The organism is Aliiroseovarius sp. (assembly GCF_030148435.1).
Taxonomy (GTDB): domain Bacteria; phylum Pseudomonadota; class Alphaproteobacteria; order Rhodobacterales; family Rhodobacteraceae; genus JASBTN01.
Genome location: NZ_JASBTN010000026.1, coordinates 34,907 through 60,593 on the forward strand (window position 1 = coordinate 34,907; position 25,687 = coordinate 60,593).

23 protein-coding genes are annotated in these 25,687 nt (G+C 63.9%); 9 read left to right on the forward strand and 14 right to left on the reverse strand.

The features are described 5' to 3' along the window. Positions 1-19 precede the first annotated feature (19 nt). The 6 genes from gcvP to lpdA all read right to left on the reverse strand — a co-directional run bounded on the left by gcvP (position 20) and on the right by lpdA (position 8,239). The gene (gene gcvP / locus Q1V43_RS04790; RefSeq protein WP_300514592.1) at positions 20-2,881 is read right to left on the reverse strand and encodes an aminomethyl-transferring glycine dehydrogenase; all 2,862 of its coding nucleotides are present in this window, start codon (positions 2,879-2,881) and stop codon (positions 20-22) included. A gap of 61 nt (positions 2,882-2,942) precedes the next feature. Then, positions 2,943-3,308 (reverse strand): glycine cleavage system protein GcvH, encoded by a 366-nt coding sequence (gene gcvH / locus Q1V43_RS04795; RefSeq protein WP_300514594.1) that lies wholly within the window; start codon positions 3,306-3,308, stop codon positions 2,943-2,945. A gap of 17 nt (positions 3,309-3,325) precedes the next feature. After that, positions 3,326-4,423, reverse strand: coding sequence for a glycine cleavage system aminomethyltransferase GcvT (gene gcvT / locus Q1V43_RS04800; protein ID WP_300514596.1), 1,098 nt, complete (start codon positions 4,421-4,423; stop codon positions 3,326-3,328). Positions 4,424-4,505: 82 nt separating this feature from the next. After that, the gene (locus Q1V43_RS04805) at positions 4,506-5,876 is read right to left on the reverse strand and encodes a sodium:alanine symporter family protein (protein WP_300514599.1); all 1,371 of its coding nucleotides are present in this window, start codon (positions 5,874-5,876) and stop codon (positions 4,506-4,508) included. Positions 5,877-5,901: 25 nt separating this feature from the next. Next, complete coding sequence (lipA, locus tag Q1V43_RS04810) at positions 5,902-6,852, reverse strand: lipoyl synthase (RefSeq protein WP_300514602.1); 951 nt, start codon at positions 6,850-6,852, stop codon at positions 5,902-5,904. 10 nt (positions 6,853-6,862) lie between these two features. Next, entirely contained in the window at positions 6,863-8,239 is a 1,377-nt protein-coding gene (gene lpdA, locus Q1V43_RS04815) for a dihydrolipoyl dehydrogenase (RefSeq protein ID WP_300514604.1), read from the reverse strand. A gap of 181 nt (positions 8,240-8,420) precedes the next feature. Between lpdA and Q1V43_RS04820 the strand changes: the two genes are divergently transcribed. Beyond that, positions 8,421-9,035 (forward strand): XRE family transcriptional regulator, encoded by a 615-nt coding sequence (locus Q1V43_RS04820; protein WP_300514606.1) that lies wholly within the window; start codon positions 8,421-8,423, stop codon positions 9,033-9,035. Positions 9,036-9,318: 283 nt separating this feature from the next. Here the strand turns inward: Q1V43_RS04820 and Q1V43_RS04825 are convergent, their stop codons facing one another. Together Q1V43_RS04825 and Q1V43_RS04830 are read right to left on the reverse strand one after the other, a co-directional pair. Beyond that, the gene (locus Q1V43_RS04825; RefSeq protein WP_300514609.1) at positions 9,319-10,053 is read right to left on the reverse strand and encodes an aspartate/glutamate racemase family protein; all 735 of its coding nucleotides are present in this window, start codon (positions 10,051-10,053) and stop codon (positions 9,319-9,321) included. A 21-nt stretch (positions 10,054-10,074) separates the two neighbouring features. After that, positions 10,075-10,764, reverse strand: coding sequence for a GntR family transcriptional regulator (locus Q1V43_RS04830; RefSeq protein WP_300514612.1), 690 nt, complete (start codon positions 10,762-10,764; stop codon positions 10,075-10,077). 131 nt (positions 10,765-10,895) lie between these two features. On the opposite strand from Q1V43_RS04830, the gene Q1V43_RS04835 reads away from it, so the two are divergent. Further along, positions 10,896-12,611, forward strand: a complete 1,716-nt coding sequence (locus Q1V43_RS04835) for a thiamine pyrophosphate-binding protein (protein WP_300514614.1) — start codon at positions 10,896-10,898, stop codon at positions 12,609-12,611. Here the strand turns inward: Q1V43_RS04835 and Q1V43_RS04840 are convergent. Continuing rightward, the gene (locus tag Q1V43_RS04840) at positions 12,608-13,528 is read right to left on the reverse strand and encodes a LysR family transcriptional regulator (RefSeq protein WP_300514618.1); all 921 of its coding nucleotides are present in this window, start codon (positions 13,526-13,528) and stop codon (positions 12,608-12,610) included. The two genes, Q1V43_RS04835 and Q1V43_RS04840, sit on opposite strands and share 4 nt — an antisense overlap. A gap of 102 nt (positions 13,529-13,630) precedes the next feature. Here Q1V43_RS04840 and Q1V43_RS04845 point away from each other — a divergent pair, with 102 nt between their 5' ends. The 6 genes from Q1V43_RS04845 to Q1V43_RS04870 all read left to right on the forward strand — a co-directional run bounded on the left by Q1V43_RS04845 (position 13,631) and on the right by Q1V43_RS04870 (position 19,532). After that, entirely contained in the window at positions 13,631-14,875 is a 1,245-nt protein-coding gene (locus Q1V43_RS04845; protein ID WP_300514621.1) for an FAD-binding oxidoreductase, read from the forward strand. A gap of 58 nt (positions 14,876-14,933) precedes the next feature. Then, positions 14,934-15,890: a TRAP transporter substrate-binding protein gene (locus tag Q1V43_RS04850; protein ID WP_300514758.1), complete on the forward strand. Its 957-nt coding sequence runs from the start codon at positions 14,934-14,936 to the stop codon at positions 15,888-15,890. Between the two features lie 78 nt (positions 15,891-15,968). After that, the gene (locus Q1V43_RS04855) at positions 15,969-16,682 is read left to right on the forward strand and encodes a TRAP transporter small permease subunit (protein WP_300514625.1); all 714 of its coding nucleotides are present in this window, start codon (positions 15,969-15,971) and stop codon (positions 16,680-16,682) included. Then, the gene (locus tag Q1V43_RS04860) at positions 16,679-17,989 is read left to right on the forward strand and encodes a TRAP transporter large permease subunit (RefSeq protein WP_300514628.1); all 1,311 of its coding nucleotides are present in this window, start codon (positions 16,679-16,681) and stop codon (positions 17,987-17,989) included. The genes Q1V43_RS04855 and Q1V43_RS04860 overlap by 4 nt, the downstream gene beginning before the upstream one ends. 1 nt (position 17,990) lies before the next feature. After that, complete coding sequence (locus Q1V43_RS04865; protein ID WP_300514631.1) at positions 17,991-18,908, forward strand: hypothetical protein; 918 nt, start codon at positions 17,991-17,993, stop codon at positions 18,906-18,908. Between the two features lie 279 nt (positions 18,909-19,187). Beyond that, complete coding sequence (locus Q1V43_RS04870) at positions 19,188-19,532, forward strand: RidA family protein (RefSeq protein ID WP_300514633.1); 345 nt, start codon at positions 19,188-19,190, stop codon at positions 19,530-19,532. Positions 19,533-19,550: 18 nt separating this feature from the next. On the opposite strand, the gene Q1V43_RS04875 is transcribed toward Q1V43_RS04870, so the two are convergent. The 4 genes from Q1V43_RS04875 to Q1V43_RS04890 are packed head-to-tail and all read right to left on the reverse strand — an operon-like array spanning position 19,551 to position 23,801. Then, positions 19,551-20,300 (reverse strand): Asp/Glu racemase, encoded by a 750-nt coding sequence (locus tag Q1V43_RS04875; protein WP_300514635.1) that lies wholly within the window; start codon positions 20,298-20,300, stop codon positions 19,551-19,553. A 9-nt stretch (positions 20,301-20,309) separates the two neighbouring features. After that, the gene (locus tag Q1V43_RS04880) at positions 20,310-21,476 is read right to left on the reverse strand and encodes a Xaa-Pro peptidase family protein (RefSeq protein ID WP_300514638.1); all 1,167 of its coding nucleotides are present in this window, start codon (positions 21,474-21,476) and stop codon (positions 20,310-20,312) included. Further along, positions 21,469-22,653 carry a diaminopropionate ammonia-lyase gene (locus tag Q1V43_RS04885; protein ID WP_300514641.1) on the reverse strand — a complete coding sequence of 395 codons (1,185 nt, stop codon included), beginning with the start codon at positions 22,651-22,653 and terminating at the stop codon, positions 21,469-21,471. Before Q1V43_RS04885 ends, Q1V43_RS04880 begins: the two co-directional genes overlap by 8 nt. Before the next feature lie 2 nt (positions 22,654-22,655). After that, positions 22,656-23,801 carry an amidohydrolase gene (locus Q1V43_RS04890; RefSeq protein WP_300514644.1) on the reverse strand — a complete coding sequence of 382 codons (1,146 nt, stop codon included), beginning with the start codon at positions 23,799-23,801 and terminating at the stop codon, positions 22,656-22,658. A gap of 121 nt (positions 23,802-23,922) precedes the next feature. Between Q1V43_RS04890 and Q1V43_RS04895 the strand changes: the two genes are divergently transcribed. Continuing rightward, the gene (locus Q1V43_RS04895) at positions 23,923-24,372 is read left to right on the forward strand and encodes an Lrp/AsnC family transcriptional regulator (RefSeq protein WP_300514646.1); all 450 of its coding nucleotides are present in this window, start codon (positions 23,923-23,925) and stop codon (positions 24,370-24,372) included. A gap of 195 nt (positions 24,373-24,567) precedes the next feature. Here the strand turns inward: Q1V43_RS04895 and galU are convergent, their stop codons facing one another. After that, a complete protein-coding gene (gene galU, locus Q1V43_RS04900) occupies positions 24,568-25,482 on the reverse strand; it encodes a UTP--glucose-1-phosphate uridylyltransferase GalU (RefSeq protein WP_300514649.1) in 915 nt (304 codons plus the stop codon). Between the last annotated feature and the right edge of the window lie 205 nt (positions 25,483-25,687).

Here is a 25,687-nt window from a genome sequence, read left to right on the forward strand (position 1 = left end):
GTTGTTTTCAAAGGGAGACTTACACCTCGCCATCATCCTCGTAGTCGGACATCGGCGGGCAGGTGCAGACCAGGTTGCGGTCGCCATAGGCATTGTCGACCCGGTTTACGACCGGCCAGTATTTGTCGACGCCCAGGTTGCCCGGCGGGAAGCAGGCCTGTTCGCGGCTATAGGGCCGGTCCCATTCGCCCACCAGGTCACGCACCGTGTGGGGCGCGTGTTTCAGCGGGTTGTTCTCCGGGTCGATCTTGCCGTCGATGATCTCCTGCGCCTCGGCGCGGATCGACAGCATGGCGTCGATGAAGCGGTCCAGTTCGGCCTTGGGTTCGCTTTCCGTCGGCTCCACCATCAGCGTGCCCGCCACCGGCCAGGACATGGTGGGCGCGTGGAAGCCACTGTCGACCAGACGCTTGGCGATGTCATCCACGCTCACGCCGCCCTCGTCGTTCAGCGGACGGGTGTCGAGGATGCATTCGTGCGCCACACGGCCCGTTTCCGAGGTGTAGAGGATCGGGTAGGCCTCCTTCAGACGGGCGGCGATGTAGTTGGCGTTCAGGATCGCCACCTTGGTCGCCTGGGTCAGACCCGCGCCGCCCATCAAGAGCACATAGGCCCAGCTGACCGGCAGGATCGAGGGCGAACCGAAGGGCGCGGCCGAAACCGGGCCAACGGCCGAGCCGTATTCCGGGTGCCCGGGCAGGTGCTCTTCCAGATGTGCCCTGACGCCGATCGGACCCATGCCGGGGCCGCCCCCGCCATGCGGGATGCAGAAGGTCTTGTGCAGGTTCAGGTGGCTGACATCACCGCCGATCTTGCCCGGCTGGGCCAGGCCCACCATGGCGTTCATGTTGGCGCCATCGATATAGACCTGCCCGCCGTGATCGTGGGTGATCTGGCAGACCTCCCGCACGGTTTCCTCGAACACGCCGTGGGTCGACGGGTAGGTGATCATGCAACCGGCCAGGTTGTCCGAATGCTGGATCGCCTTGGTGCGGAAATCCTCGAGGTCGATATTGCCCTTGTCGTCGGCCTTGATCGGCACGACCTTCCAGCCGACCATCTGCGCGGACGCCGGGTTGGTGCCATGGGCCGAGGTCGGGATCAGGCAGACATTGCGATGCCCTTCGCCCTTCGCGATGTGATAGTTGCGAATGGTCAGAAGCCCCGCATATTCGCCCTGCGCGCCGGAGTTCGGCTGCTGCGAAATTGCGTCATACCCGGTGATCTGGCACAGTTTGTCGTTCAGGTCGTCGATCATCTGGCGGTAGCCAAGGGCCTGATCTTCTGGCACGAACGGGTGCAGGTTTCCGAATTCGGGCCAGGTGACGGGGATCATCTCGATGGTGGCGTTCAGCTTCATGGTGCACGACCCCAGCGGGATCATCGCACGGTCCAGCGCCAGGTCACGGTCGGCCAGGCGGCGCATGTAGCGGGTGATCTCGGCCTCGGCCCGGTTCTGGTGGAAGATCGGGTGGGTCAGGTACTCGCTTTCACGCAGCGCGTGTTCCGGCAGGCGGTAGGAGCGGTTGGCTTTGCTGTCATCCTTCTTGTCGATCCCGAAGGCGCCCCAGACGGCCTCGATCGTGGCCGGGCGGGTCTGTTCATCCAGAGAGATGCCGACCTTGGTTTCCCCCACCTTGCGCAGGTTGATGCCACGGGCGACGGCGGCCTCCATGACGGTGGATTGCAGCGCGCCGACTTCGACGGTGATCGTGTCGAAGAAGACTTCGGGTTCGACCTTGAAGCCGTGCTCTTCCAGCCCGTCAACCAGACGCGAGGTCTTGCGGTGCACAGACTGGGCGATGGCCTTGATCCCGTCGGGACCGTGGTACACCGCGTACATCGAGGCGATCACCGCCAGCAGCGCCTGGGCGGTGCAGACGTTGGAGTTGGCTTTCTCGCGGCGGATATGCTGTTCGCGGGTCTGCAGCGCCAGGCGATAGGCCTTGTTGCCGCGCGCGTCGATCGACACGCCGATGATTCGGCCCGGCATGGCGCGTTTCAGCTTGTCGGTGGTCGCCATATAGGCGGCGTGGGGGCCACCGTAGCCCATGGGCACGCCGAAACGCTGGGTCGAGCCGATGGCGATATCCGCCCCCATTTCGCCGGGGGATTTCAAAAGGGCAAGGGCCAGGATGTCGGCGGCAACCACGGCAATGGCCTTGTGTTCATGCAGCGCGGCGATCTGGTCGGTAAAGTCACGCACATGGCCGTTGGTGCCCGGGTACTGGAAGATCGCGCCGAAAACCGCGCCAGCATCCAGCGTTTCCGGATCGGCGACCTGCACGTCGATGCCCAGGGGCTCGGCGCGGGTCTTGATCACCGCGATGGTCTGCGGGTGGCAGGCGGCATCGACGAAGAACGAAGCGTTGTTTGCCTTCGAACGCGCGCCGCGATGCGCCATGGCCATGGCCTCGGCGGCGGCGGTGGCTTCATCGAGCAGCGAGGCGTTGGCAACCTCCAGCCCGGTCATGTCGGAAACCAGGGTCTGGTAGTTCAGGAGCGCTTCGAGGCGGCCCTGCGAAATTTCGGGCTGGTAGGGGGTATAGGCCGTGTACCAGGCCGGGTTCTCGAGGATGTTGCGCAGGATCGGCGCGGGTGTGGTGGTGCCGTAGTAGCCCTGACCGATCAGCGAGGTCAGAACCTTGTTCTTGCCCGCGATTTCTTTCATGTGGAACAGCGCATCGCGTTCGGACATGGCCGGGCCCCAGTCCAGCGCCGCCTTCTGGCGGATCGCGGGTGGCACGGTCGCGTCGATCAGCGCGTCCAGGCTGTCGAAACCGATCACCTTCAGCATCTCGTCCATTTCCGAGGGCGAGGGGCCGATGTGGCGGCGGTTGGCGAAGTCGTAGGCTTGGTAGGTGGTCAGTTCGAAAGCCATCGTTCGATCCTCATCAGGGCGTGGGAGGCCCCGCCAGACGATGCCCGGCGGGGAAGGAAATTCAGCCGATCAGGGCCTTGTAGCCGTCCAGATCCATCAGGTCTTCCAGCTGCGACAGGTCCTTGAGCTTGATCTTGTAGATCCAGGCGTCGCCCTCGGGGGCTTCGTTCAGCGCGCCGGGGGTCTCTTCCAGGGTGCCGTTCACCTCGATCACTTCGCAATCCAGCGGGGCGTAGATTTCGGACGCCGCCTTGACGCTTTCGATCACGCCGATCTCTTCGCCCTTGTCGAATTCGTCGCCTTGGCCATGCTGTTCGACAAAGACAATCTCGCCCAGCTGGTCGGCGGCGTGCTGGGTGATGCCCAGGGTGGCGGTGTCACCTTCGACGGTGATCCATTCATGTTCTTCGGAGTAATAGGTGGTCATGATGCTGGCTCCAGGTTTCAGCGTTTGTAGTTCTGTTGGACAAAGGGAAGGGCAACGATTTCAGCCGGTTGTGCCTTGCCGCGGATGATCAGGTTTACCTTTTCGCCGGGCGCGCCGTGGCCCTTGGCGACGTAACCCATGGCGACCGGGCCACCGACGGTGGGACCGAAGCCGCCCGAGGTGATCTCGCCGATGGTGTTGCCTTCGAGGCTCTGCACCTCGACACCGTGACGGGCCGGGGCGCGGCCTTCGGGCTTGATGCCGACCAGTTTCCTGGCAGCACCCTCGGCCAGCTCCCGCTGGATACGGTCCGCGCCGGGGAAACCGCCCTCTTCCTTGCGACGCTTCTGGATTGCCCAGTTCAGCGAGGCTTCGATCGGCGAGGTGGTGGTGTCGATGTCATTGCCATAGAGGCACAGGCCCGCTTCCAGCCGCAGGCTGTCACGCGCGCCCAGACCGGCGGCCTCGCAGTCCTCGTGGGCGAGGAAGGCGCGGGACACTTCGACGGCGCGGTCCTCGGGGATGGAAATCTCATACCCGTCCTCGCCGGTGTAGCCCAGGCGCGAGATCCGGCACTCGGCGCCCAGGATCTCGGCCACCGTGGTTTCCATGAATTTCAGCTCCCGCACGGCGGGGCACAGGCTGCCCACGACCTCTTCGGCGGCGGGGCCCTGAACCGCGACCAGCGCGCGGTCGAAAATCTCGGTCACTTCTACACCGTCCAGGTTGGCCGCCATATGCGGAATGTCCTGGTGACGCATCGAAGCGTTGACGACGACAAAGAAGTGGTCCCCGGCGTTGGAAACGATCAGGTCGTCCATAATGCCGCCGTCGTCATTGGTGAAGAAACCGTAGCGCGCCTTGCCTTCCTTCAGCGTGGCATAGGCCTGCGGGCAGATCGCTTCGAGCTTCTCGCCCACGTTTTCGCCTTTCAGGATCACCTGACCCATGTGGCTGACGTCGAACAGGGCGGCTTTCTCGCGGCACTGTTTGTGCTCGCCCATGATACCCAGCGGGTACTGGACCGGCATTTCCCAGCCGGCAAAATCCACCATTTTGCCGCCCAGTTCGACATGCAGGTCGTAAAGCGGCGTGCGTTTGGGTGTGTCGGTCATGTCGGCCTCCTGTGGCGCGATTGTAGCATTTCCTGGTCTTGGGATGTCCGGGGGGCGGCCGACCGCCCCCCGGACAGGTCTGTTATTCGGCCGCCGGGCGGTCCGGTTCGGTGGCCCCGTCCGTGGCGAAGAACTCTTTCGTCACCTTGAAGACGACCGGGCTCAGCAGCGCGAGCGCAATCAGGTTCGGAATGGCCATCATCGCGTTCAGCGTATCGGCCAGCAGCCAGATGAAGCCCAGGTTCGCGGTCGCGCCCAGCGGCACGGCCACGCACCACAGGATGCGGAACGGCACCAGGGATTTGACGCCCAGGAAGAACTCGACGCATTTCTCGCCATAGTAGGACCAGCCCAGGATCGTGGTGAAGGCAAAGACCGACAGCGAGATGGCGATCAGGTAGCCACCAAAGCCCGGCAGGGTGGTTTCGAAAGCCAGCGAGGTCAGCGCGGCACCGCTCTCACCCGAAGTCCAGGCCCCCGAGGCGATGATCGCAAGACCGGTGATCGAGCAGACGATGATCGTGTCGATGAAGGTGCCCAGCATGGCGACCAGACCCTGGTTCACCGGACCGGCGGTTTCGGCGGCAGCGTGAGCGATGGGCGCGGAGCCCAGACCAGCTTCGTTCGAGAACACGCCACGTGCCACACCGAAACGGATCGCGGCCCAGACGGCGGCGCCCGCAAAACCACCTTCGGCGGCCGAGGGGGTGAAGGCATGGGTAAAGACCAGGTTCAGGGCGTTGCCCAGTTCGCCGGCGTTCAGCAGCAGAACCACCAGACCGATCAGGATGTACGAGACAGCCATCAGCGGCACCAGTTTTTCAGCGACGGCACCAATGCGGGTGATACCACCCAGGACAACGCCGCCGGTCAGGACCATCAGGACCACGCCGGTGCCGATCTCCGGAATACCGAAGTTGGTGTTCAGAACGTCGGCCACACCGTTGGCCTGCACCGTGTTGCCGATACCGAAGGCGGCAATGGCACCAAAGCCCGCAAAGGCCGGGGCCAGCCAGTACCAGCCCGAACCAAGGCCGTTCTTGATATAGTACATCGGGCCGCCGACATAGTTGCCCAGCTCGTCCTGCTCGCGATATTTCACCGCACAGACGGCCTCGGCATACTTGGTGGCCATGCCGACAAGGGCGGTCATCCACATCCAGAACAAGGCACCCGGCCCGCCCAGGAACACGGCCGTGGCGACGCCCGCGATATTGCCGGTGCCGATCGTGGCCGACAGCGAGGTCATCAGCGCCTGGAATGGCGTGATCTGGCCGTCGCCATGCGCGGTACGACCGCTCCACAACAGCGAGAACCCTTTACCGATCTTCAGGATCGGCATGAGTTTCAAGCCGATCTGAAGGAACAGCCCGACCCCCAGAATCAGGACCAACATCAATGGCCCCCAGACGATCCCGTTGATCCAGCCTACAAAATTTGACAACGCTTCCATGGTTTCCTCCCCTTAGCGTCCTCTGTCAGGCCCGTGCCGCAAGCGCCGCCTGGCGGGCTTGCTTGAGGGCCGCGAAATCTTCGTCCGCGTGGAACGACGACCGCGTCAGCGGCGTGGCCGAGACACCAAGGAAGCCCTTGGCGCGCGCGGCGCGTTCCAGCGTTTCGAATTCTTCCGGGGTCCAGAACCGGTCCACCGGATGGTGTTTCGGGGTGGGCTGCAGGTACTGGCCCACGGTCAGAAAATCGACATCTGCGGCGCGCAGGTCGTCCATCACCTGGCGCACTTCCTCCATCGTTTCGCCCAGGCCGACCATCAGGCCGGATTTGGTGAACAGAGACGGGTTGGCCCGCTTGGCATCGTCCAGCAGACGCAGCGACTGATAGTAACGCGCGCCGGGCCGTACGGTCGGGTATAGACGCGGTACGGTCTCAAGGTTGTGATTGAACACATCCGGTGCGGCCTCGAACACGGCTTCACCCGCAGAGCCCTTGCCCAGAAAGTCGGGGGTCAGCACCTCGACGGTGGTGCCCGGGTTCTGGTGGCGCACGGCGCGAATGGTCTGGGCGATGTGCTCTGCCCCACCATCAGCCAGATCGTCACGGTCCACGCTGGTGATCACCACATGGCGCAGGCCGAGCTTATTCACCGCCTGGGCCACGCGGCCCGGTTCGAACATGTCCAGCGCATCGGGCTTGCCGGTTGTCACGTTGCAGAAGGAACAGCCCCGCGTGCAGGTCTCGCCCATGATCATCATGGTCGCGTGCTGGTGCGAGAAACACTCGCCGATGTTGGGACAGGCGGCCTCTTCGCAGACGGTCGACAGTTTTTTGTCGCGCATCAGGCGGCGGGTCTCGTAATACTCAGCCGATTCAATGCGTTTCTTGCGGATCCAGCGCGGCTTGCGGGCAATCACACTGTCAGGCTTGTGGGCCTTTTCCGGGTGGCGCAGGCGGGGCGGGGTCTGGATGTTCATGGGCCGGGCCTCAGGCGTGCAGGGCGCGGTCGAGCGCGTCCAGGCAGGCTTCCTTGACCGCTTCGGCCATCGAGGGATGCGCGTGGCAGGCGGCGGCGACCTCGGTGATCGTGGCGCCCTTGGTCATGGCCAGCACCAGCTCGGAAATCAGGTCGCCCGCATGCGCGCCACAGATATGCGCGCCCAGCAGCTTGCCTTCGGGCGTGGCCAGAACCTTGACCGCACCATCGGTTTCACCCGAGGCACGAGCGCGGGAGTTGGCCATGAAAGTGAACTTGCCGGTGATATAGTCGACGCCAGCTTCCTTCAGCACCTCTTCGGTCTGCCCGACCGAAGCCACCTCGGGATCGGTATAGACCACGCCGGGCACGGTGCCGTAATCGACGTGAGCATCCAGACCGGCGAGGTGCTCGACACAGGCGACGCCATCTTCTTCGGCCTTGTGGGCCAGCATCGGACCGGGCACGCAGTCGCCAATGGCATAGATGCCGGGGACAGAGGTGCGGAAGGTTTCATCCACTTCGATGAAGCCACGGGCGTTCACCGCAACACCCAGAGCCTCCAGCCCCAGACCGCCCAGCACCGGGCGACGGCCGATGGCGACCAGCACCTTGTCGGCCTCAAGGGTTTCTTCGGTGCCCTTGCCGACACGCTCCATGGTCAGGGTCAGGCCTGCGTCGCCCTTGGAGACCGCCTGCACCGCGCGGCCCAGCTGGAATTTCAACCCGCGCTTGGACAGGGCACGCTGCGCCAGTTTCGCAATGTCGCCGTCAATGCCCGGCAGGATCCGGTCGAGGTATTCCACGACCGTAACCTTGGCACCCAGCCGCGACCAGACCTGGCCCAGCTCCAGCCCGATCACGCCCGCGCCGATCACCACGAGGTGCTCAGGCACCGCCTCCAGCGCCAGCGCACCGGTCGAGGACAGCACGTCCCCCTCGTCGATTTCGACACCCGGCAGCGGGGTAGGCTCGGAACCGGAGGCGATGAGGATATTGGCGGTCTCGTAGGTGGTTTCACCGACCTTGACCGCACCGGCGGAGGGAATGGTGGCCCAGCCCTCGATCAGGTCGACACCGTTTTTCTTGAACAGAAAGGCAATGCCCTTGGTCAGGTCGCCAACAACCTTGTCCTTGCGCGCCATCATCGCACCCAGGTCGAGGCTCGCGCCCTCGACCGATACGCCATGGGCGGCCAGATGCTTCAGCTCGGCATATTTGCCCGAGGAGGTCAGCAGCGCTTTCGACGGGATGCAGCCCACGTTCAGACATGTGCCACCAAGGCTGCCGCGCCCTTCGACGCAGGCCACTTTCAACCCCAGCTGGGCCGCGCGAATGGCAGCGACATAGCCGCCGGGTCCGGCACCGATCACAATCAGGTCGTACATGCGTTCCTCCTCTATCCCGCCACATTCCATATGTCGCATATAATGGAATATGTTTCCTAAGCGGGAATTTGTGTTTCTCATAGGAAACTTTGAGGAAGAATGCAACATTTGTGTGCAATTGGATACTTTGACAGCCACAGGCGGCGGAATTAAGCTTCGGGAGAACAAGGGAGATTTCAGGATGGAAGTCGAAATCGAAGAGCAGGCCACCCCGTCAGCAGAAGGGGGCGAGGCCCCGGATGGCGAGGTTCTGGGCCGGATGATTCGCGAGGCCCGCAAATCCAAGAACCTGACCCTGGAGGAAACCGCACAGGCCGCGGGTATCGGCCGCTCGACCCTGTCGAAAATCGAAAACAACCAGACCCGGCCCAGTTTCGACATCATCCGACGGCTGACCCAGACCCTGGGGCTGGAAACACCACAGCTTTTCGTGCAGGCCCCGCAAAGCAACATTTCAGGCCGGCGCGACTTCACCCCGGCCGGTCAGGGCGAGGTCAAGGACACCCCCACCTATCACCACGAACTGCTGTGCAACGAACTCTCCTCCAAGCGTATGCTGCCCTATATCTCCACCATTCGGGCACGGGATATCAGCGAGTTCGACAACTGGGTCCGCCATACGGGCGAGGAGTTCATGTTCGTCCTGTCCGGCGAGCTGGTGTTCCATTCGGAGCATTACCGCCCGCTGAAAATGCGCGTAGGTGACAGCGTCTATTATGACAGCGGCATGGGCCATTGCTGTACCACGGTCGGGGACGAGGATGCGGTGGTTCTGTGGATCTCGCTTGATATCTGAGCAAGACCTTCTGACAGAGGAGGCAGCGCCCTGCCGGGACTGGCAGGGCGCAAGGCGAATTTAGGCTCAGTAGCTTTGGCGACCGTTACCGGCAGCGGCGCGCTACGCCCATGGCTGCCGCATTCCGTGCAACCTTCCGGACAGAGGAGCTGCCTGGATTGTCGCACCGGGGACACAAAATTGATCGGCTGAACGGACGTTGCCTTCCGCAGAAAAGAACGTCATCGGGAAATATCTGTTTCATTTGCCCAGGGTTGCAGGTTGGTAGGGTGCCGGGCGGGCATCACCAACGCGGGTCGTGCAACCCCATGTCGAAACCGCGCGGCATCAGGCCGGATTGAAACCAGGTGACGAAGGTCTCGATCGAAAAGACCGGCAGCCCGGTCATACGGCGGATGTCCCGCGCATAGGGCACCATATTGGTGCATTCCAGCACGATAGCGCCGACCTCCGGGTGGTCTGCGACCAGCTGGCGTGCCGCGTCTTCCAGATCAAGGCGGCAGGCGGCGAAGTCGATCTCGGGGGCGTCCCCCAGGATGTCACGCGTAAAACAGCGCCCCTCGTCGGTGCCGACGATCGGCGTATCCAGCGGAACCCCGGCGGCGGCCAGGTGTTCCTCGGTCAGCGTGGCCTTCGAAATGGTGATGATCCCCGCCCGCTTTCCTGCGGGCAGAAGCGTCTGGACCATGGGCACCTGCATCAGCGACGAGGTCGCGACGGGTACGCCCAGCGCTTCCTTCACCTGGTCCTGGATCAGCGCCAAAAAGCCGCAATTCGTGGTGATCCCGTCGCAGCCCATGCGCACGAGGTCGCGGCCTGCTTCGATGAAGTCATCAACCAGAAGCCGGGGGTCGGCGCGTACAACATTGTCGGGCGTCGCGCCCCGCACCACGCGGTAATGCACCGGGAAATCCCAGGTCAGCGCATTGCCGATATCGCCGGGAATGCGGGGAAATTGCGTTTCCAGCATCAGAATGCCGACCGCCGCGCCGTAGACCGTCTTGCCGCCTCTTTGCATGGGTGTCCTTTCCTGCCCGCCTCAGTCCACGGGAACATAGAGTTGCGAATAGGCGATGCGAACCGCCTCGGTGGCCTCTTCCTGACGTCGCGTGATATGGGCTCGCATGGCCTTGTCGGCTGCGGCGGTGTCGCGGGCCATTAGGGCCGACAGGATTGCCCGATGTGCTTCCAACGAGTTGCCCTGCCCTCCCTCGACCCGTTCGCGCATGCGCTGAAGGTCGATCAGGCGCACATAGCGGATGCGGTCATTGAGGTTTCGCAGCATACGCACCAGCTCACCATTTCCCGACAGGGTGATGAGGCGCATGTGGAAATCCTCGTCCATCGCCAACAGCTCATTGGGGTCCGAACAGGCCGCATACCGTGGCTCGACCTCGTCCAGATGGCGCGCAAGATCGTCAAGCAGAGCATCGCCGACACGGCCACAGGCCAGGCGCAGCCCCTCGCATTCGATCGCCACCCGGGCCTCGTAAAGCTCAAGGATGCGTGCAGGGGTCAGAGGGCGGCAGAAGAAGCCGCGTCCGCTCTGAAAGGTCAGGAAGCCCTCGGCGGTGAGGCGATTGAGCGCCTCGCGCATCGGAGTGCGGCTGGCGCCCAGCCGGGTGGCCAGCTCGCTTTCATTGATGCGCTCGTCCGGCTTGAAGGCGAAATCCGCCGCCATCTCACGCAGCTGGCGATAAAGCCTGTCGACATTGCTTGCGGATTTCATGGCCGGTTTCCCTGTTTGAGTCCCGGTCAAACTATCGGCTCTTTCTTTTGTGCGCAAGTCGTCATACAAAGCTGTATTCAATTTGGTGTGCGATTCTGCCGCGCACCGTTTCTGCGATGGGAGACACGGCGATGCGCCCCGAGAAGACCCCCGAGACATGCAATGCGATGAATGGCGCCGAGGCGATGGTGCGAATGCTGGAAGCCCAGGGCGTGCGCCACATCTTCGGTCTGTGCGGCGACACCACACTGCCCTTCTATGACGCGCTGCTGCGCCTGGATCACCAGATGACCCATGTGCTGACCCGCGACGAACGCTGTGCGACCTATATGGCGGATGGCTACAGCCGGGTGACAGGGCGGGTCGGGGTGGCCGAAGGCCCCTCGGGCGGCGGGGCAACCTATATCCTGCCCGGGTTGATCGAAGCCTCGGAAAGTTCCTATGCGGTTCTGGGCATCACCACCGACATCTCGGTCGCAAGCTACGGGAAGTACCCGCTGACCGAGGTGGACCAGGAGGCCCTGATGCGCCCACTGACCAAGTGGAACACGGTGATCAAACGCGCCGATCACATCCCGCGCATGGTGAGGGGCGCGTTCCGGGCGATGACCACGGGGCGTTCGGGTGCTGCGCATATCGGCCTACCCTATGACGTGCAATACGATCCGGTTGACCCGTCCGATATCTGGGCGGATGACAGGACCGCCAGTTACCCGGCCTACCGCCAAGCGCCGGAACCCGGCGCGGCCGAGGCGGCGCTGGACGCGATCCTGTCGGCAAAATCGCCGCTGATCGTCTGTGGCGGCGGGGTGGTGATTGCCGGCGCGATGGGCGAGCTGGCACAACTCGCTGAACGCCTGGATATTCCGGTGGCCACATCGATCTCGGGTCAGGGATCGCTGGCGGAGATCCACCCCAACTGCGTCGGCGTGGTCGGTTCCAACGGCGGCACCGACCAGACCTGGGAAGCGATGGAAGCCGCGGACCTCGTCGTCTTCATGGGCGCGCGCGCGGGCTCCACCACCACCTCACGCTGGGAGGCCCCCGGCCCCGGCACGCGCATCGTGCATTTCGACAATGACCCGATGGTCATCGGAGCAAATTACCGGACCGAGGTCGGTGTCGTTGGCGACCTGCGCCTTGCCCTGGCCGAGGTGAACGCGATTCTCGATGCCCGGGGCCAGGGCGTCGAGACCTTCGGAGGGGCGGCCGCCGTGGCCGACATCAAGCGCCGCAAGTTCGAGCTCTTCGACCAGCTTGCTACCAGCGACCAAGCCCCGATCCGGCCGGAACGTGTGATCGCCGAGCTGATGAAGGTCCTGCCCGCCGATGCCACGGTGGTATCAGACCCCGGCACCAGCTGCCCCTATTTTTCGGCCTATTACCAACTGCCTCGGGCCGGGCGGCATTTCATCACCAACCGGGCCCATGGTGCCCTGGGATATTCGCTTTCGGCGGCACTGGGCGCCTGGTTCGGGCGGCCAGCCTCGAAAACCGTTGCACTGATGGGCGATGGCTCTTTCGGCTTTACCTGTGGCGAGCTGGAGACCGTCACCCGCGTGGGGGCGCCGATCACCTATATCGTCTTTTCGAATTCGAACTTCGGCTGGATCAAGGCCAGTCAATACGCCGACAAAGACGCGCGTTACTACAACGTCGACTTCAACCGCACCGATCAGGCGGCGGTGGCGGCGGCCTACGGAGTAAAATCCTGGCGGATCGAGGATCCGGCGGACCTGGGCCGCGTGTTGCGCGAAGCAATCGCCCATGACGGCCCGACCCTGATTGATGTTGTTACCCAGCCGCTTGAGGAAAGCAACGCACCGGTGCGCCGCTGGATGGGTTAGTCCGCGACGAGCGGCGGATAGCCCTCGGCGGAATAGGGCGCAAGCTCTTCCAGCAGTAGACCCAGGAAGTCCCGGCCCACCTGAGACAGGGGCCGGGCTTTCGACGTGATGACGGCCATGTCCATCATGATCGTAGGTGCAAAGGGCCGTGTGACGAACCCGCCTTCGAAATCGTAATCCAGCACGAACCGGTCCAGAATCGACACGCCCATGCCCTCCTTGACGAAGCTCAGAAGGTTCTTGAACAGGTGTGAGTGCACCCGGGTGCGCAGGGCAATACCCTCGTTGTGAAACGCCTCGCGCAGGCGCCTGTGGGTCATATGGTCGGGCCCCATGACGATGAAGGGTTCGTCCTCCAGCAGCGCGGGGGTCAGCACCGCGTGCCGGGCCAGCGGGTTGTCCTCATGCATCGCCAGGCGGGTCTCCACATGCAGCGGGTAGGTGTTCAGATTGTCATAAAGCAGCGGAAGCTCGCAGATGCCGATCTCGAACAGGCCCGCCACGACCCATTCCTGCACCTTCGAGGAGTATTGCGACTGGAACGAGATGTTCAGCCCCGGCCGATCCCCGGCAAAGCGTGAAATCAGCTTTGGTACGAAGCCAAAGGACATGGAATGTTGAGAGGCGACCTGCAGCTGGCCGACCTTCTTGTTCTGCAGGTCCAGCATGGTCTGCGTCACCTGATCCAGCCCGCGCACCACCGTGTCGACTTCCTGAAACAGGAGCCCGGCCTCCGGGGTCGGCACAAGCCGGCCATGGACCCGTTCGAACAGGGGCACGTCGGATTGCGCTTCGAGCTGGGACAGCAGGTTCGAGATGCCGGGTTGCGAGATGCCCAATTGCTGGGCGGCCCCGGTGACGGTGCCGGTCTCGACCACCGCATGGAAGGCCTGGAGTTGGCGGAATCTGAGTTTCATGGGGGAAGTATAAGTTTTCGTGATGCGATTGCCATATCTTAGTATTTGAAATGATACTGCCCCGGGGTCACTGTGTTCGGCAGGACAGAAACGGGACCGACCATGGAAACCAGACACGTCGTCATCGTCGGCGCAGGCATTGTCGGCGCGGCTACAGCCATCTGGCTCAGGCGCGCGGGCGTCGAGGTGACTCTGCTCGACAAGGGCGAACCGGGCATGGGCGCCTCTTATGGAAACGGCTGCATCCTGGCCAGTTGCTCGGTCGTGCCGGTGACGACCCCTGGGCTTCTGGCCAAGGGGCCGGGCTATCTTCTGGACCCGAATTTCCCGCTGTTCCTCCGCTGGGGCTACCTGCCCAAACTTGCGCCCTGGCTGATGCGCTACCTGTCCCATGCGAACACCAAGGATACCCGGCGCATTTCACAGGGGCTGAGCCATGTGGTCGGCGACAGCCTGGAGCAGCACCAGGCTCTGACCCGGGGAACCACGGCCGCAAAATGGATTCAGCCCAGCGACTACAGCTTCGTCTATCGCGATCGCGCGGCGTTTGACGCCGACCGTTTCATTTGGGAGCTGCGCAAAGACGCCGGTTTCGTACCCGAGCTGGTCGAGGGCGGCGAGGTGCGCGAGCGCGAGCCGATCCTGAGCCCCGAGATGGGGCTGCTCGCGGTGTTGAAAGACCACGGCTACATCCTGAATCCGGCAGGTTACGTGAAGGATCTGGTGGCGCTGCTGGAGCAGATGGGTGGCCGGTTCATCCGGGCCGAGGTCAAGGACTTCGACCTCTCCGGCGGACGTATACAAGCGGTCGAGACCAATCAGGGCCGGTTTGAATGTGACCAGGCGGTGCTCTCCGCCGGTATCTGGTCCGGCCCCCTGATGGACAAGCTGAGCCTGAAAGTTCCGCTAGAAGCCGAGCGCGGATATCACATCGTCTTCAAGGGACCCAGCGAGACGCCCCGAAATCCGATGATGCTGACCTCGGGCAAGTTCGTCGCGGTGCGCATGGACCAGGGTGTGCGTTGCGCCGGTGTGGTCGAGTTCGGCGGGATGAGTGACGAGCTTTCTCCCGGGCCGCTGAAGCTGTTGCGCAAGAAGGTCAGGGAGGTCTTTCCGACCCTCACCGCGACCGAGGAAGAGGAGTGGCTGGGCTTCCGCCCCGCCCCCACCGACAGCCTGCCCCTGATCGGCGAGGTCAGGGGCACAGGCGTCTTCACCGCCTTCGGGCATCACCATATCGGCCTGACCGGCGGGCCGAAAACCGGGCGCATGGTGGCAGACATGATCACCGGCACACCGTCGAACATCGACATGCGCCCCTATGCGCCGATGCGGTTTTCCCGCTAGGCTGAACTCAAAAACAAACCAACCAGGGAGAATGAAAATGAAAATCAACGGTTTCAAGATGACCACCGCCATGGCGGTTCTGGCACTGGGCGCGGGCACGGCCTCGGCGGAAAGCTGGGACATGCCGATGGCCTATGCGGCAACCAATTTCCATTCGGAAATGGGCGTAGTTTTTGCCGACAGGGTGCGTGAGTACACCGGCGGTGAGATCGACATCACCGTGCATGCGGGCGGTTCTCTGTTCAAGGGCGGCGAGATCAAGCGCGCGATCCAGACCGGTCAGGCCCCGATCGGTGAACGCTTCATGTCGGCCCATGCCAACGAGGCCCCCCTGCTGGGGTGGGACAACCTGCCCTTCGTCGCCACCTCCTACGAGGATAACGAGAAACTGTGGCAGGCGGCGCGCGACAAGGTGAATGCGCAGCTGGCGGACCTGAACCTGGTTGCGCTCTACACCTGCCCCTGGCCCGGACAGGGGTTCTATTTCAACAAGCCTGTAGGCTCGTCGCAGGACACCCAGGGCGTCAAGTTCCGCTCCTACAACACCGCTACGGCCACCTTCGCCGAAGAACTGGGCATGATCCCGGTTCAGGTCGAGGCCGCCGAGCTGTCCCAGGCGCTGGCGACCGGGGTGGCGGAAAGCTTCATTTCCTCCGGCTCGACCGGTTATGATCGCAAGGTGTGGGAGCACCTGACCCACTACTACAAGGTCAACGCCTGGCTGCCGCGCAACTACGTGATGGTGAACAAGGGCATCTGGGACGGCCTGTCGGCCGACACCCAGGCCGCGGTCCAGAAGGCAGCAGATGAAACCGGCGCGGACTGTTCGAGCAAGTCGGCGGAACTGGCCGACTGGTATTTCGAACAGCTTGCCGCCAACGGCATGTCGGTCGAGGACGCCGGTCCCGAATTCCTGGAAGAACTGCAGGCAATCGGCGCCAAGATGACCGCCGACTGGCTGGCCACCGTGGGCGAGGATGGCCAGGCCATCCTGGATGCCTATTACGCCGACTGATCCACGGATTCAGAACCGGCCCCGTCCGCCTCGCGCGGGCGGGGCTGTGCTGCAACCACCACCCGAAGGGAGAAGGTCATGCGTGACTGGCAATCTTTTCTGGGGCTGCCTTTATGGGTCTGGCTTTTCGTGATGCCGTCCTGCCTGGCGCTTCTTTGCATCGTCCAGGGGCCCCGCATGGGCCGTATCCTGAGACCCGTCTGGCGCATTCTGGACCGGATCTATACCGGCGCGGGTGTACTTGCAGCCTGCTGCATGGTCACGATCCTTTTGTTGATCGTGGCGCAGATGATTGCCCGGTGGTCCCTGCTGACCTTCCCCGGTTCCACCGAATATGCGGGATACGCGATGGCGGCGACCTCGTTCTTCGCGCTGGCCCACACGCTGACGCGCGGTGCACATATCCGCGTCTCGGTTTTTTTGAATCTCAACAGGTTCACCCATGTGTGGCTGGACGCACTGGCCATGCTGGTCGCCGCGATCACCGCCACCTATTTCGCCCGCTACGCGATCAAGACCAACATCCTGTCCGAGATGCTGAACGACCGCACCCAGGGGCAGGATTTCGTGCCCGAATGGCTGTTGACCTTCGTGTCCATGTTCGGCACCTGGCCCGGCGACTGGCCGCAGATATGGGCCGAAACCGGCTCCGAGTGGGTCTATACCCCGGTCTGGCTGCCGCAGTTGCCAATGTCGATCGGCTCGGTCCTGCTGGCGGTCGCGCTTTGGGACTATCTCACCCGACTTCTGGTCAACCGTGAACCCAGCATCGTCGGGGAGGCGGTCGAATGAATGAATTCTATGCAACCGCGATCTTTCTCTTCGTGCTGTTCACCCTGTTGGGCAGCTCGGTCTGGATCGGCCTTGCCCTGATGGGCGTGGCCTGGGTGGGCATGGAGCTGTTCACCTCGCGCCCGGCGGGCGACGCGATGATCACCACGATCTGGACAGGTGCATCGAGCTGGACCCTGACCGCCCTGCCCCTGTTCATCTGGATGGGTGAAATTCTGTATCGAACCCGATTGTCCGAGGACATGTTCCGCGGCCTCGCCCCATGGATGCGCAAGCTGCCGGGCGGGCTTCTGCACACCAATATCGCCGGCTGCACGATCTTCGCCGCGGTGTCGGGCTCGTCGGCGGCCACGCTGACCACGGTGGGCAAGATGTCGATCCCCGAACTGCGGGCACGCGGATATCCCGAGCACATGATCATCGGCACCCTGGCCGGCGCCGCCACCCTGGGTCTGATGATCCCGCCGTCGCTGACCCTGATCGTCTATGGCGTGACCATCAATGAAAGCATTACCCAGCTGTTCATGGCCGGCGTCTTTCCGGGGTTGGTGCTGGCCGGGCTGTTCATGGCCTATATCGTGTTCTGGCATTTCTTCGGCAAGGGCGAGCGGCCGCAGCAGGAACCGCCGATGAGCTTTGGCCAGATGGTGGCTGAAAGCCGTTTCCTGATCCCGGTTCTGATGCTGGTGGGCACGGTGATCGGGTCGATGTACCTGGGCTTCGCCACCGCGACCGAAGCCGCCGCCGTGGGTGTGCTGGGCGCGTTGACCCTGGCCGCCACGCAGGGGTCGCTCAGCTGGTCGACCTTTACCGAGTCGCTGATGGGCGCCACGCGGACCTCGGCGATGATTGCGTTGATCCTGATGGGGGCCTCCTTCCTGTCGCTGTCGATGGGCTTTACCGGCCTGCCGCGCGCTCTGGCGGAATGGATCGACAGCCTGAACATGTCGCCCGTCGCGCTGATCGTCGCGCTGACGATCTTCTACGTGATTCTGGGCATGTTCCTGGACGGGATCTCGTCGGTGGTGCTGACCATGGCCATTGTCGAACCGATGATCCGCCAGGCCGGGATCGACGTGATCTGGTTCGGCATCTTCATCGTTGTGGTGGTCGAGATGGCACAAGTGACCCCGCCGATCGGCTTCAACCTCTTCGTCCTGCAGGGCATGACCCGGCACGAGATCAGCTATATCGCCAAGACCGCGATCCCGATGGTCGGGCTGATGATGCTGATGGTGGTTATCCTGGTGGTCTGGCCCGAGCTTGCGACCTGGCTGCCCGAGAACATCCGCTCGACCCCTGGCTAGAATGGGGGCCCTGTTCGAAGCCCTGGCCCGTCACGGGCGCCTGGCCCTTGTGGCCGGGCTGGTGGCGGGGTTGACGCTGCCTTCGGTTGCGCTCGCGCTGAAATCCTGGCTGGCGCATCTGGTGACACTTCTGCTGTTCCTGACTGCGCTCAGGATCGGCCCAACCGAGACATGGCGCGGGCTGCGGCAGGGGCGGGGTTCCCTGCGCATGGTGCTAATTCTGCAACTTGCCCTGCCGCTGGCGGTGATGGCGGTGCTGGCTCTTGCGGGGCTGCTGGACACGCCGGTGGCGCTGGCGCTGCTTCTGATGCTGTCGGCCCCGGCGCTGACCGGCTCGCCGAACCTGTCATTGCTGCTGGGCGCCGACCCCGAACCCGCCTTTCGCCTGCTCTTTCTCGGCACGGCGCTGGTGCCCCTGACCATGTTGCCGGTGTTCTGGCTGCTGCCGCAGCTGGGCGATTTCGGCGCCGCGGTCTGGGGCGCACTACGGCTTCTGGCGGTGATCGCAGTGGCGGTGGCGCTGGGGTTTTCCCTGCGCAGGTTCTGGTCCCCGTCCCCGGCACGGGTCCGACAGATGGATGGCGCGATGACGCTGGCGCTGGTGGTCATTGTCGTGGGGCTCATGTCTGCCCTGCGCCCGGCCCTGGAGGCCCGCCCTCTGGATGCCCTGGGCTGGATGATCCTGGTTTTTGCGGTGAATTTCGGCCTGCAGGTGGTGACATTTTACACCGCACGGCGGATCGCCCCCACCCACGAGGCCGTGCCCTTCGCCATTGTCGCAGGCAATCGAAACGTGGCCCTGTTCCTGGTCAGCCTGCCCGCCGCACAGGTTGAACCGCTGCTTCTGTTCCTGGGCTGCTACCAGTTGCCCATGTACCTGACCCCAATGCTGATGCGCCGGTTCTACGCCCGCACCTAGGGCAGCCAGGTTTCACCGTCCAAGCCGCGTACGATCCGGCTTTCCAGGGCCAGAAACTCCGCGCGCAGCATCGGGACCGGCAACACCACCTCGCGCCGGAAGCGACGGAATTCCATCGGCCGGGGGCAAGAGCACCCCCATGCCGCCGCCACGGGAGGAGAGAATGGACCGTTTCGCCAGTATCACGCTGGTCTGATCCCGACGGGACGGTGCGAATTCGACCTGTCCCCCTTCCGGATTGACCGCTATGACCGCAAGGGCCTTTAACCGGAGAACCCCATGACAATCACCCGTATCGAAACCGGCGCCCGCATGAGCAGGATCGTCAAGCACAACGGTGTTGCCTACCTCTGCGGCCAGACCTCGGACGCGCCCACGGTGGCGGAACAATCCCAAGCCATCCTCGACAAGGTCGAGGACCTTCTGGCCAAGGCCGGCAGCGACAAGACCCGCATCCTGCAATGCGTGATCTGGCTGTCCGACATGGCGGATTTCGCCGAAATGAACGCGGTCTGGGACGCCTGGGTGCCCGAAGGTCACGCCCCGGCCCGTGCCTGTGGCGAGGCAAAACTTGCGCGCGACGTGCTGAAGGTCGAGATGATCGTTACCGCCGCCTGTGACTGACCCGGGCCGGTGGCGAGGTCAGCCCGCCACCGCAAAGAGCCTGCCGAACTGCGGCAATGACTCGGTGATCCCGGCAAGCCGCAGCATGTGCCAGGCCAGGGCCTGGTTGCTGGACAGCACCGGGCGGCCGATCTGCGCCTCGACCTCGGGAATGATCGTCAGGCAACGCAGGTTGGTGCAGGAGATCACCACGGCGTCACAGGGCGCGGCCCCGGCCACGCGGATGGCCGCCTCGGCTATTGCCGCCTCGCTGATGCGCGCCACCACGCGGTCGTCACCCTCCTCGAAGGAGCCGAACCCGGCGATGGAGAAGCCCGCGGCCTCAAGCCGTTCCCGCATCGTCTGGCTGACCTCGGGCAGGTAGGGTGTGACAAAGCCTAATCGTTCTGCCCCCAGCGCCCGCCCGGCCGCGATCAGCGCGGCCAGCGGGTCGGTGACTTGGGCGTCCGGGTGCACGGTGTGAACAGCGGCCGCCACACGGTCGGACCCGATCACGCTGGAGGCCGAAGTACAGCCATAGCCGATCACGTCGAACTTCGTGGCCTCGGGAAACTGGCGGGCGGTGGCGGGCAGGTCGGCCTCCATCCGTGCAAGTGTTTCGGGGCGGACCTCCGGCACCATCGGAATGCGGTTATGATAGAGCGCCACAGCCTCCATCGCCATGATCCGTGCAAACTCGGGCTCCAGGGTCTCGTCTGCCTCCAGCACGATCACGCCCAGCGTGGCGCGGGTGCCGATGCCACCGTCAGTGTCGAAAGCCAGTTTCATGGCACCTCCTCAGACTACCGGCAATTCGGGCACGGCGCGGGTGGTCAAAAGCGCGGCACCACCCGCCCGAACCACGATGTTTTCCTCGTGCACCATGATACGCCCGTCACCATAAGACAGCGAGGGTTCGAGGGTCAGGACCATGTTTTCCTCGATCACCGTGTCGTCGAAAGCCGCGTGCGAGGGCCATTCGGTCAGTTGCATGCCCAGCCCATGGCCTAGGCGGCCGACGTCGCCCCCCGCGTCGTCCAGCTCCGAGATCACGCCGCGCATGGCGTCGAACAATTCGCGGCAAGTGGCGCCGGGGTGCACAGCGGCGATCCCGGCCTCGGTTGCGCGCCAGAGCACGTCATAGGCCCGGCGCGATGCGTCGTCCGCCTGCCCCAGCGCCCAGTTGCGGTCGAAATCGCAGAAATAGCCGTCCCAGGTCGCGCCGGTGTCCAGCATGACGATGTCGCCGCGCGCCAGGGGCCGTGGCGTGGGCGGAGAGATCACGTCATGATAGCCGCCCTGATCCGCCCCACCGACCAGATAAGGCACGTCATCCGCCCCTTGTGCCAGCGCCTCGCGGCGAAAGGCGCGAAACAGGTCTTCGAAAGGCAGGCCCTCATAGGCCAGCTCCGGTACACGGGCGAAGCTGCGCGAGCCAATGGTGCAGATATGGGCGATCTTCTCGATCTCGGCCTCGGATTTCACCATGCGCAGGGCCCGCACCAGCCCGGTGCAATCGGCCAGGTCCAGCCCGGGCAGGCCCGCCATCAACCGCTCGTAGTCACCCAGCGGCATGCGCAAGCTGGTCTCGTGCCCTTTCAGCACACCAATCCGGGCCTTGCGCGCGGCATAGGGGGCCAGCAGCTCGGTCAGCAGGGAAATCCCGTCATCCAGCGGCGCGGGGGCGGACCAGGTGCGGATATCCTCGATCCAGGTGCGGCGCATCAGGTCGGCGCCGATTTCCGGTATGATGGCGATGGGTTCTCCGGCAGCGGGAACGAACAGAAACCATGGCCGGGTCGGGCTTTGCCAGAACAGGGTGTGAAAACCGCTGAAATAGCGCACCTCGGGTTCGGTCAGCAGCAGCAGCCCGTCCAGCCCCTGATCGGCCATCATTGTCTGGGCGCGGGCGGTACGCGCCGCGAATTCCGCCTTGGGGAAGCCGCGCCGAGGGGCTTCAGACATGATCGGCCCCTTCCATGATGGCGGCAAAGATCGCCGGGTCGGTCACACCCTCGGACCCGATCAGCAAGACGCGCGAGCTGGCATCCAGCCCCAGTTTCGCCTTCAATCCCGCGTCCTTGCAGGCGGCAATCACGGCAGCCAACCCGGCCACGGCGCTTTCACCCGCTTCGACCCCAGGGCTGCCTTGCGCCAGCAGGCGCACGGTGGGAGCGACGATGCAGTCGGGGATGGTCAGGAAGTCGCTGGCCTCTTCGGCCAGGATCTCCCAGGCCATTTCCGAAGGCTCGCCACAGGACAGGCCCGCCATGATGGTCTCTTCGTCGATGGAAACCGCCGTGGCCTTTCCCTGGCGGGCACTTTCGTAAAGGCAGGCGGCAAGCTCGGGCTCGACGATCACAACGCGCGGAGCGGCATCGCCGTAATTCTGGCGCAGCGCGGCGGCGACAGAGGCAGCAAGCCCCCCGACCCCACCTTGCAGAAAGACATGGGTCGGCGCGTGATCCAACCCCTCGCAGGCCTCGCGTGTCATCACCCCGTAGCCCGCCATCACGTCGCGTGGCGGCGCGGTATAGCCCTCCCACGAAGTGTCCGAGACGACGAACCACCCGTTTTCCTCCGCCTCGTCCCGGGCCAGTGCGACTGACGCGTCATAATCGCCGTCGATGCGGATCACCTCGGCGCCCAGTTCACGCATGGCGCTCGCGCGGCCTTCGCTGACTTCGGCATGGATGTAGATGCGACAGGGTGCACCAACCATCTGGCACCCCCAGGCAAGCGACCGGCCATGGTTGCCATCCGTGGCCGAGACCAGCGTGATCTGCGCGCAGTCCTCGCGCAGGGCGCCGGTGCGGATCTCCTCCAGGCTGACCGCGCGGCCCAGCCGGTCAGACAGTTCGCGCTGCAGCACGCGCAGGGCCGCGTAGGATCCGCCCAGCGCCTTGAAGCTGCCCAGGCCGAAACGCGGGCCCTCGTGCTTGTAGTCGATCCGCGCGAGCCCCAGTTCGCGGGCCAGGTCTGCCAGAGCCACCAGTGGCGTGGGCGCGTAGCCGGACCAGGCGGTGATTTCGGCCCAGGAGGCGGCGAAATCCTGTTCGGACAGAACAGTGTAGGCGGCCCGCCCCCCGGTCGGGCTGCCCGCCACATGGGACAGGGCGGCGGTGGCAAATGCGTCAAGCATGGTCAGTCCTTTCCTTCGGGCAGCCGGTCACGCACCAGTTGGACCCAGAATTCCGCCCCGATCGGCAGAAGGGCGTCGTTGAAGTCGTAATCCGCCGCGTGCAGCGGCTGTCCGTGGGCGCCTTCGGTGCCATTGCCCAGAAGCAGGAAGCAACCGGGTACGGCAGCGGCGAAATGGGCGAAATCCTCGGAGAAGGTCATCGGTTTGCGATTGCGGATCACCTCGCAGCCCGCGGCCTCCCCGGCGCGGTAGACCGCCTGAACAGGCTCGGGCGCATTGATTGTCTCGACGAATTCGGTGCGGAAATCGACCGAAACCTTGACCCCGTGGGCGGCCGCAACCCCGGCGGAAATCTGGCGCAGGAGGGCCTCGATCCGTGTGCGGTCATCGGGCGCGCCGGCGCGCACATCGCCTTTCAGCACAGCGCGACCGGGCAGCACGTTGCGCTGCCCGTCGGTCAGGAATTCCGTCACCGAGACGACCGCACCCGCCCCCGGGGAAAGCTTGCGCGACACGATGGTCTGCAGCGCACCGACCAGTTCGGCCCCCACGGTGATCGCATCCACGCCAACCTGAGGCATCGAGGCATGGCCGCCCTGGCCTTGTATGGTAATCTCGAACAGGCTTTCGGAATTGCAGATAAGCCCGGCCCGGGTGGAGACCTGCCCCAAGGGCGCGCCGGGCAGGTTGTGGATGGCGAAAACCTCCTCGATGGGAAACTGTTCCAGCACACCTTCGCCGATCATCGCACGGGCGCCCAGCCCATGTTCCTCGTTCGGTTGAAAGATCAGCACGACCGTGCCGTCGAACCCCTGTTCCGTGGCCAGCCGTTCAGCGGCCCCCAGCAGCATGGTCATGTGCCCGTCGTGGCCACAGGCATGCATGACACCCGGTGTCTCGGACGGGTAGGCGTGGGTCGAAGCTTCGGTGATCGGCAGCGCGTCCATATCGGCGCGCAGGCCGATGGCGCGGTTGCCCTGCCCCGCGCGAAGCACGCCGACGACCCCGACACCTTCATGCACCTCGGCCCCCAGGTCGCGCAGCGCCTCGGCAACGCGGGCCTTGGTGCGCAGCTCGTGAAAGCCCAGCTCGGGGTCGCGGTGGAACGCCCGGCGCAGCCTGGTCAGTTTTTCATTGAACCTGGTCATGTCCCGCCCTTGTTCTCATCTGGCAAGTGTAGGCTCAGATTCGGGCGGCAGGACATGGAATTTCCTTCGATTCACGACGAATTTCATTGCTGAGCACACATTTCGAGACGAATATCGGACCATGGATGACACAGATCTGCAAATCCTCCGCCTTGTGCAGGAAAACGCCCGGCTGACTGCCGAGAGCCTCAGCCAGGATGTGGGCCTGTCCCCTCCCGCAGTCCAGAAACGGTTGAAGAAGCTGCGCGACACGGGCGTGATCGAACGCGAGATTGCCGTGTTGTCCCCGGGCAGGCTGGGCCGCGAAATGACCATCATCGTCGAGGTGCTGCTGGAACGCGAGAACCGCGCCCATCTTGAAGCGTTCAAACGCAAGATGCGCGCAGCCCCCTGTGTGCAGCAGTGTTACTACACCACCGGCGAGGCGGATTTCCTGCTGATCCTGACCGTGCGCGATATCAAGGAATACGAGGAATTCACCCAGACGCATTTCTTCGACGAAAGCAACATAAGCCGGTTCAAAACGGCGGTTGTGATGGATCGGGTCAAGGTTTCGCTGGACGTGCTCTAAGCTCGGCAGGCAATCATTCGGCCCCTGAGTCTGGTGGCCGGTGCGGAAAATCGGAGGCCTGCTGAAACGCCTGCCGGTTCAGGTCGTGCTGACTGGCCAAGTCGCCGATCCGGACCCGAAGGTCAGTGTGTCTCTGAATGTGAAACAGCGCGCTCATACCGATCCTGCACTGATCCGTTAGGCGCGGGTTCCGGATCAGGAATGCGTGCCCGTCTTGGGCTGCGCCAGCCGTTCCGCTTTGAGCATGATCACCTCGCCGAAATCATCGGCAAAGTCCGGATGCGCCAACGCATGGTCGACGATCGCTTCGAGATATCCGATTTTCGAACCGCAGTCATAGCGCTTGCCGACAATCGGAACAGCGTCCACGGCGCGCTGACTGGCCATGATGTTGATTGCATCGGTGAGCTGGATCTCTCCGCCCACCCCTGGCGGCAGGTTGCGGAGATGATCAAAGATGTCGTGATCGAAGACATAGCGCCCAACGGCGGCCAGGTTCGACGGTGCCAGGGCCGGGTCGGGCTTTTCGACGATCCCCGCCATGCCCACCGCCCCCACGGCGGACTCGGTCACGGGGTTGACCACACCGTACTGGTGAATTTGGTCCTGGGCTACCGGCATCACGCTGATGGCCGGCTTGCCGCTCTGGGCGAAATGATCGACCAATGCCTTGGTCGGGCTCGGTCGCCCGGTCATCAGGTCGTCTGGCAGAAGAACCGCAAATGGCCCGCCGCCAACCGCCGGCTCGGCGCAGAGCACCGCATGGCCCAGCCCGAGTGCCTCGGCCTGACGCACGAAAACACAGCTGACCCCGGGCGGGATGATGTTGCGCACCATCTCGACCAACGAGTCCTTGCCGCGCCTTTCCAGGGTTGCTTCCAGCTCGGCATTGCCGTCGAAGTGGTCCTCGATCGCGCGTTTGGTGCGCCCGGTGACGAATACCATGTCGGTGATGCCAGCCTCGATCGCCTCTTCCACGGCAAACTGAATGATCGGCTTGTCAACGATGGGAAGGAGTTCCTTGGGCATTGCCTTGGTTGCGGGCAGGAAGCGGGTGCCCAGACCCGCAACGGGAAAGACTGCTTTTCTAATAGCTTTCTGGCTTGTCATATGCCGATCTCACTTTTTTCAAGTCGAAACAGGACGGAGGCAAAACCCTCCGTGACCGGCTTGCGCCGGACTGGGGCCACGTGTGACCTCGACGCGCACCGGGCAATCCGGGCTGGCCGGGCACTGGGTCGTTTCCGCTCGAACGGCAGCGTTGCATGCGCTGCGTCTGTTTTGCCAAACAGCCTTGCCGGGGCATGGCGGGGTT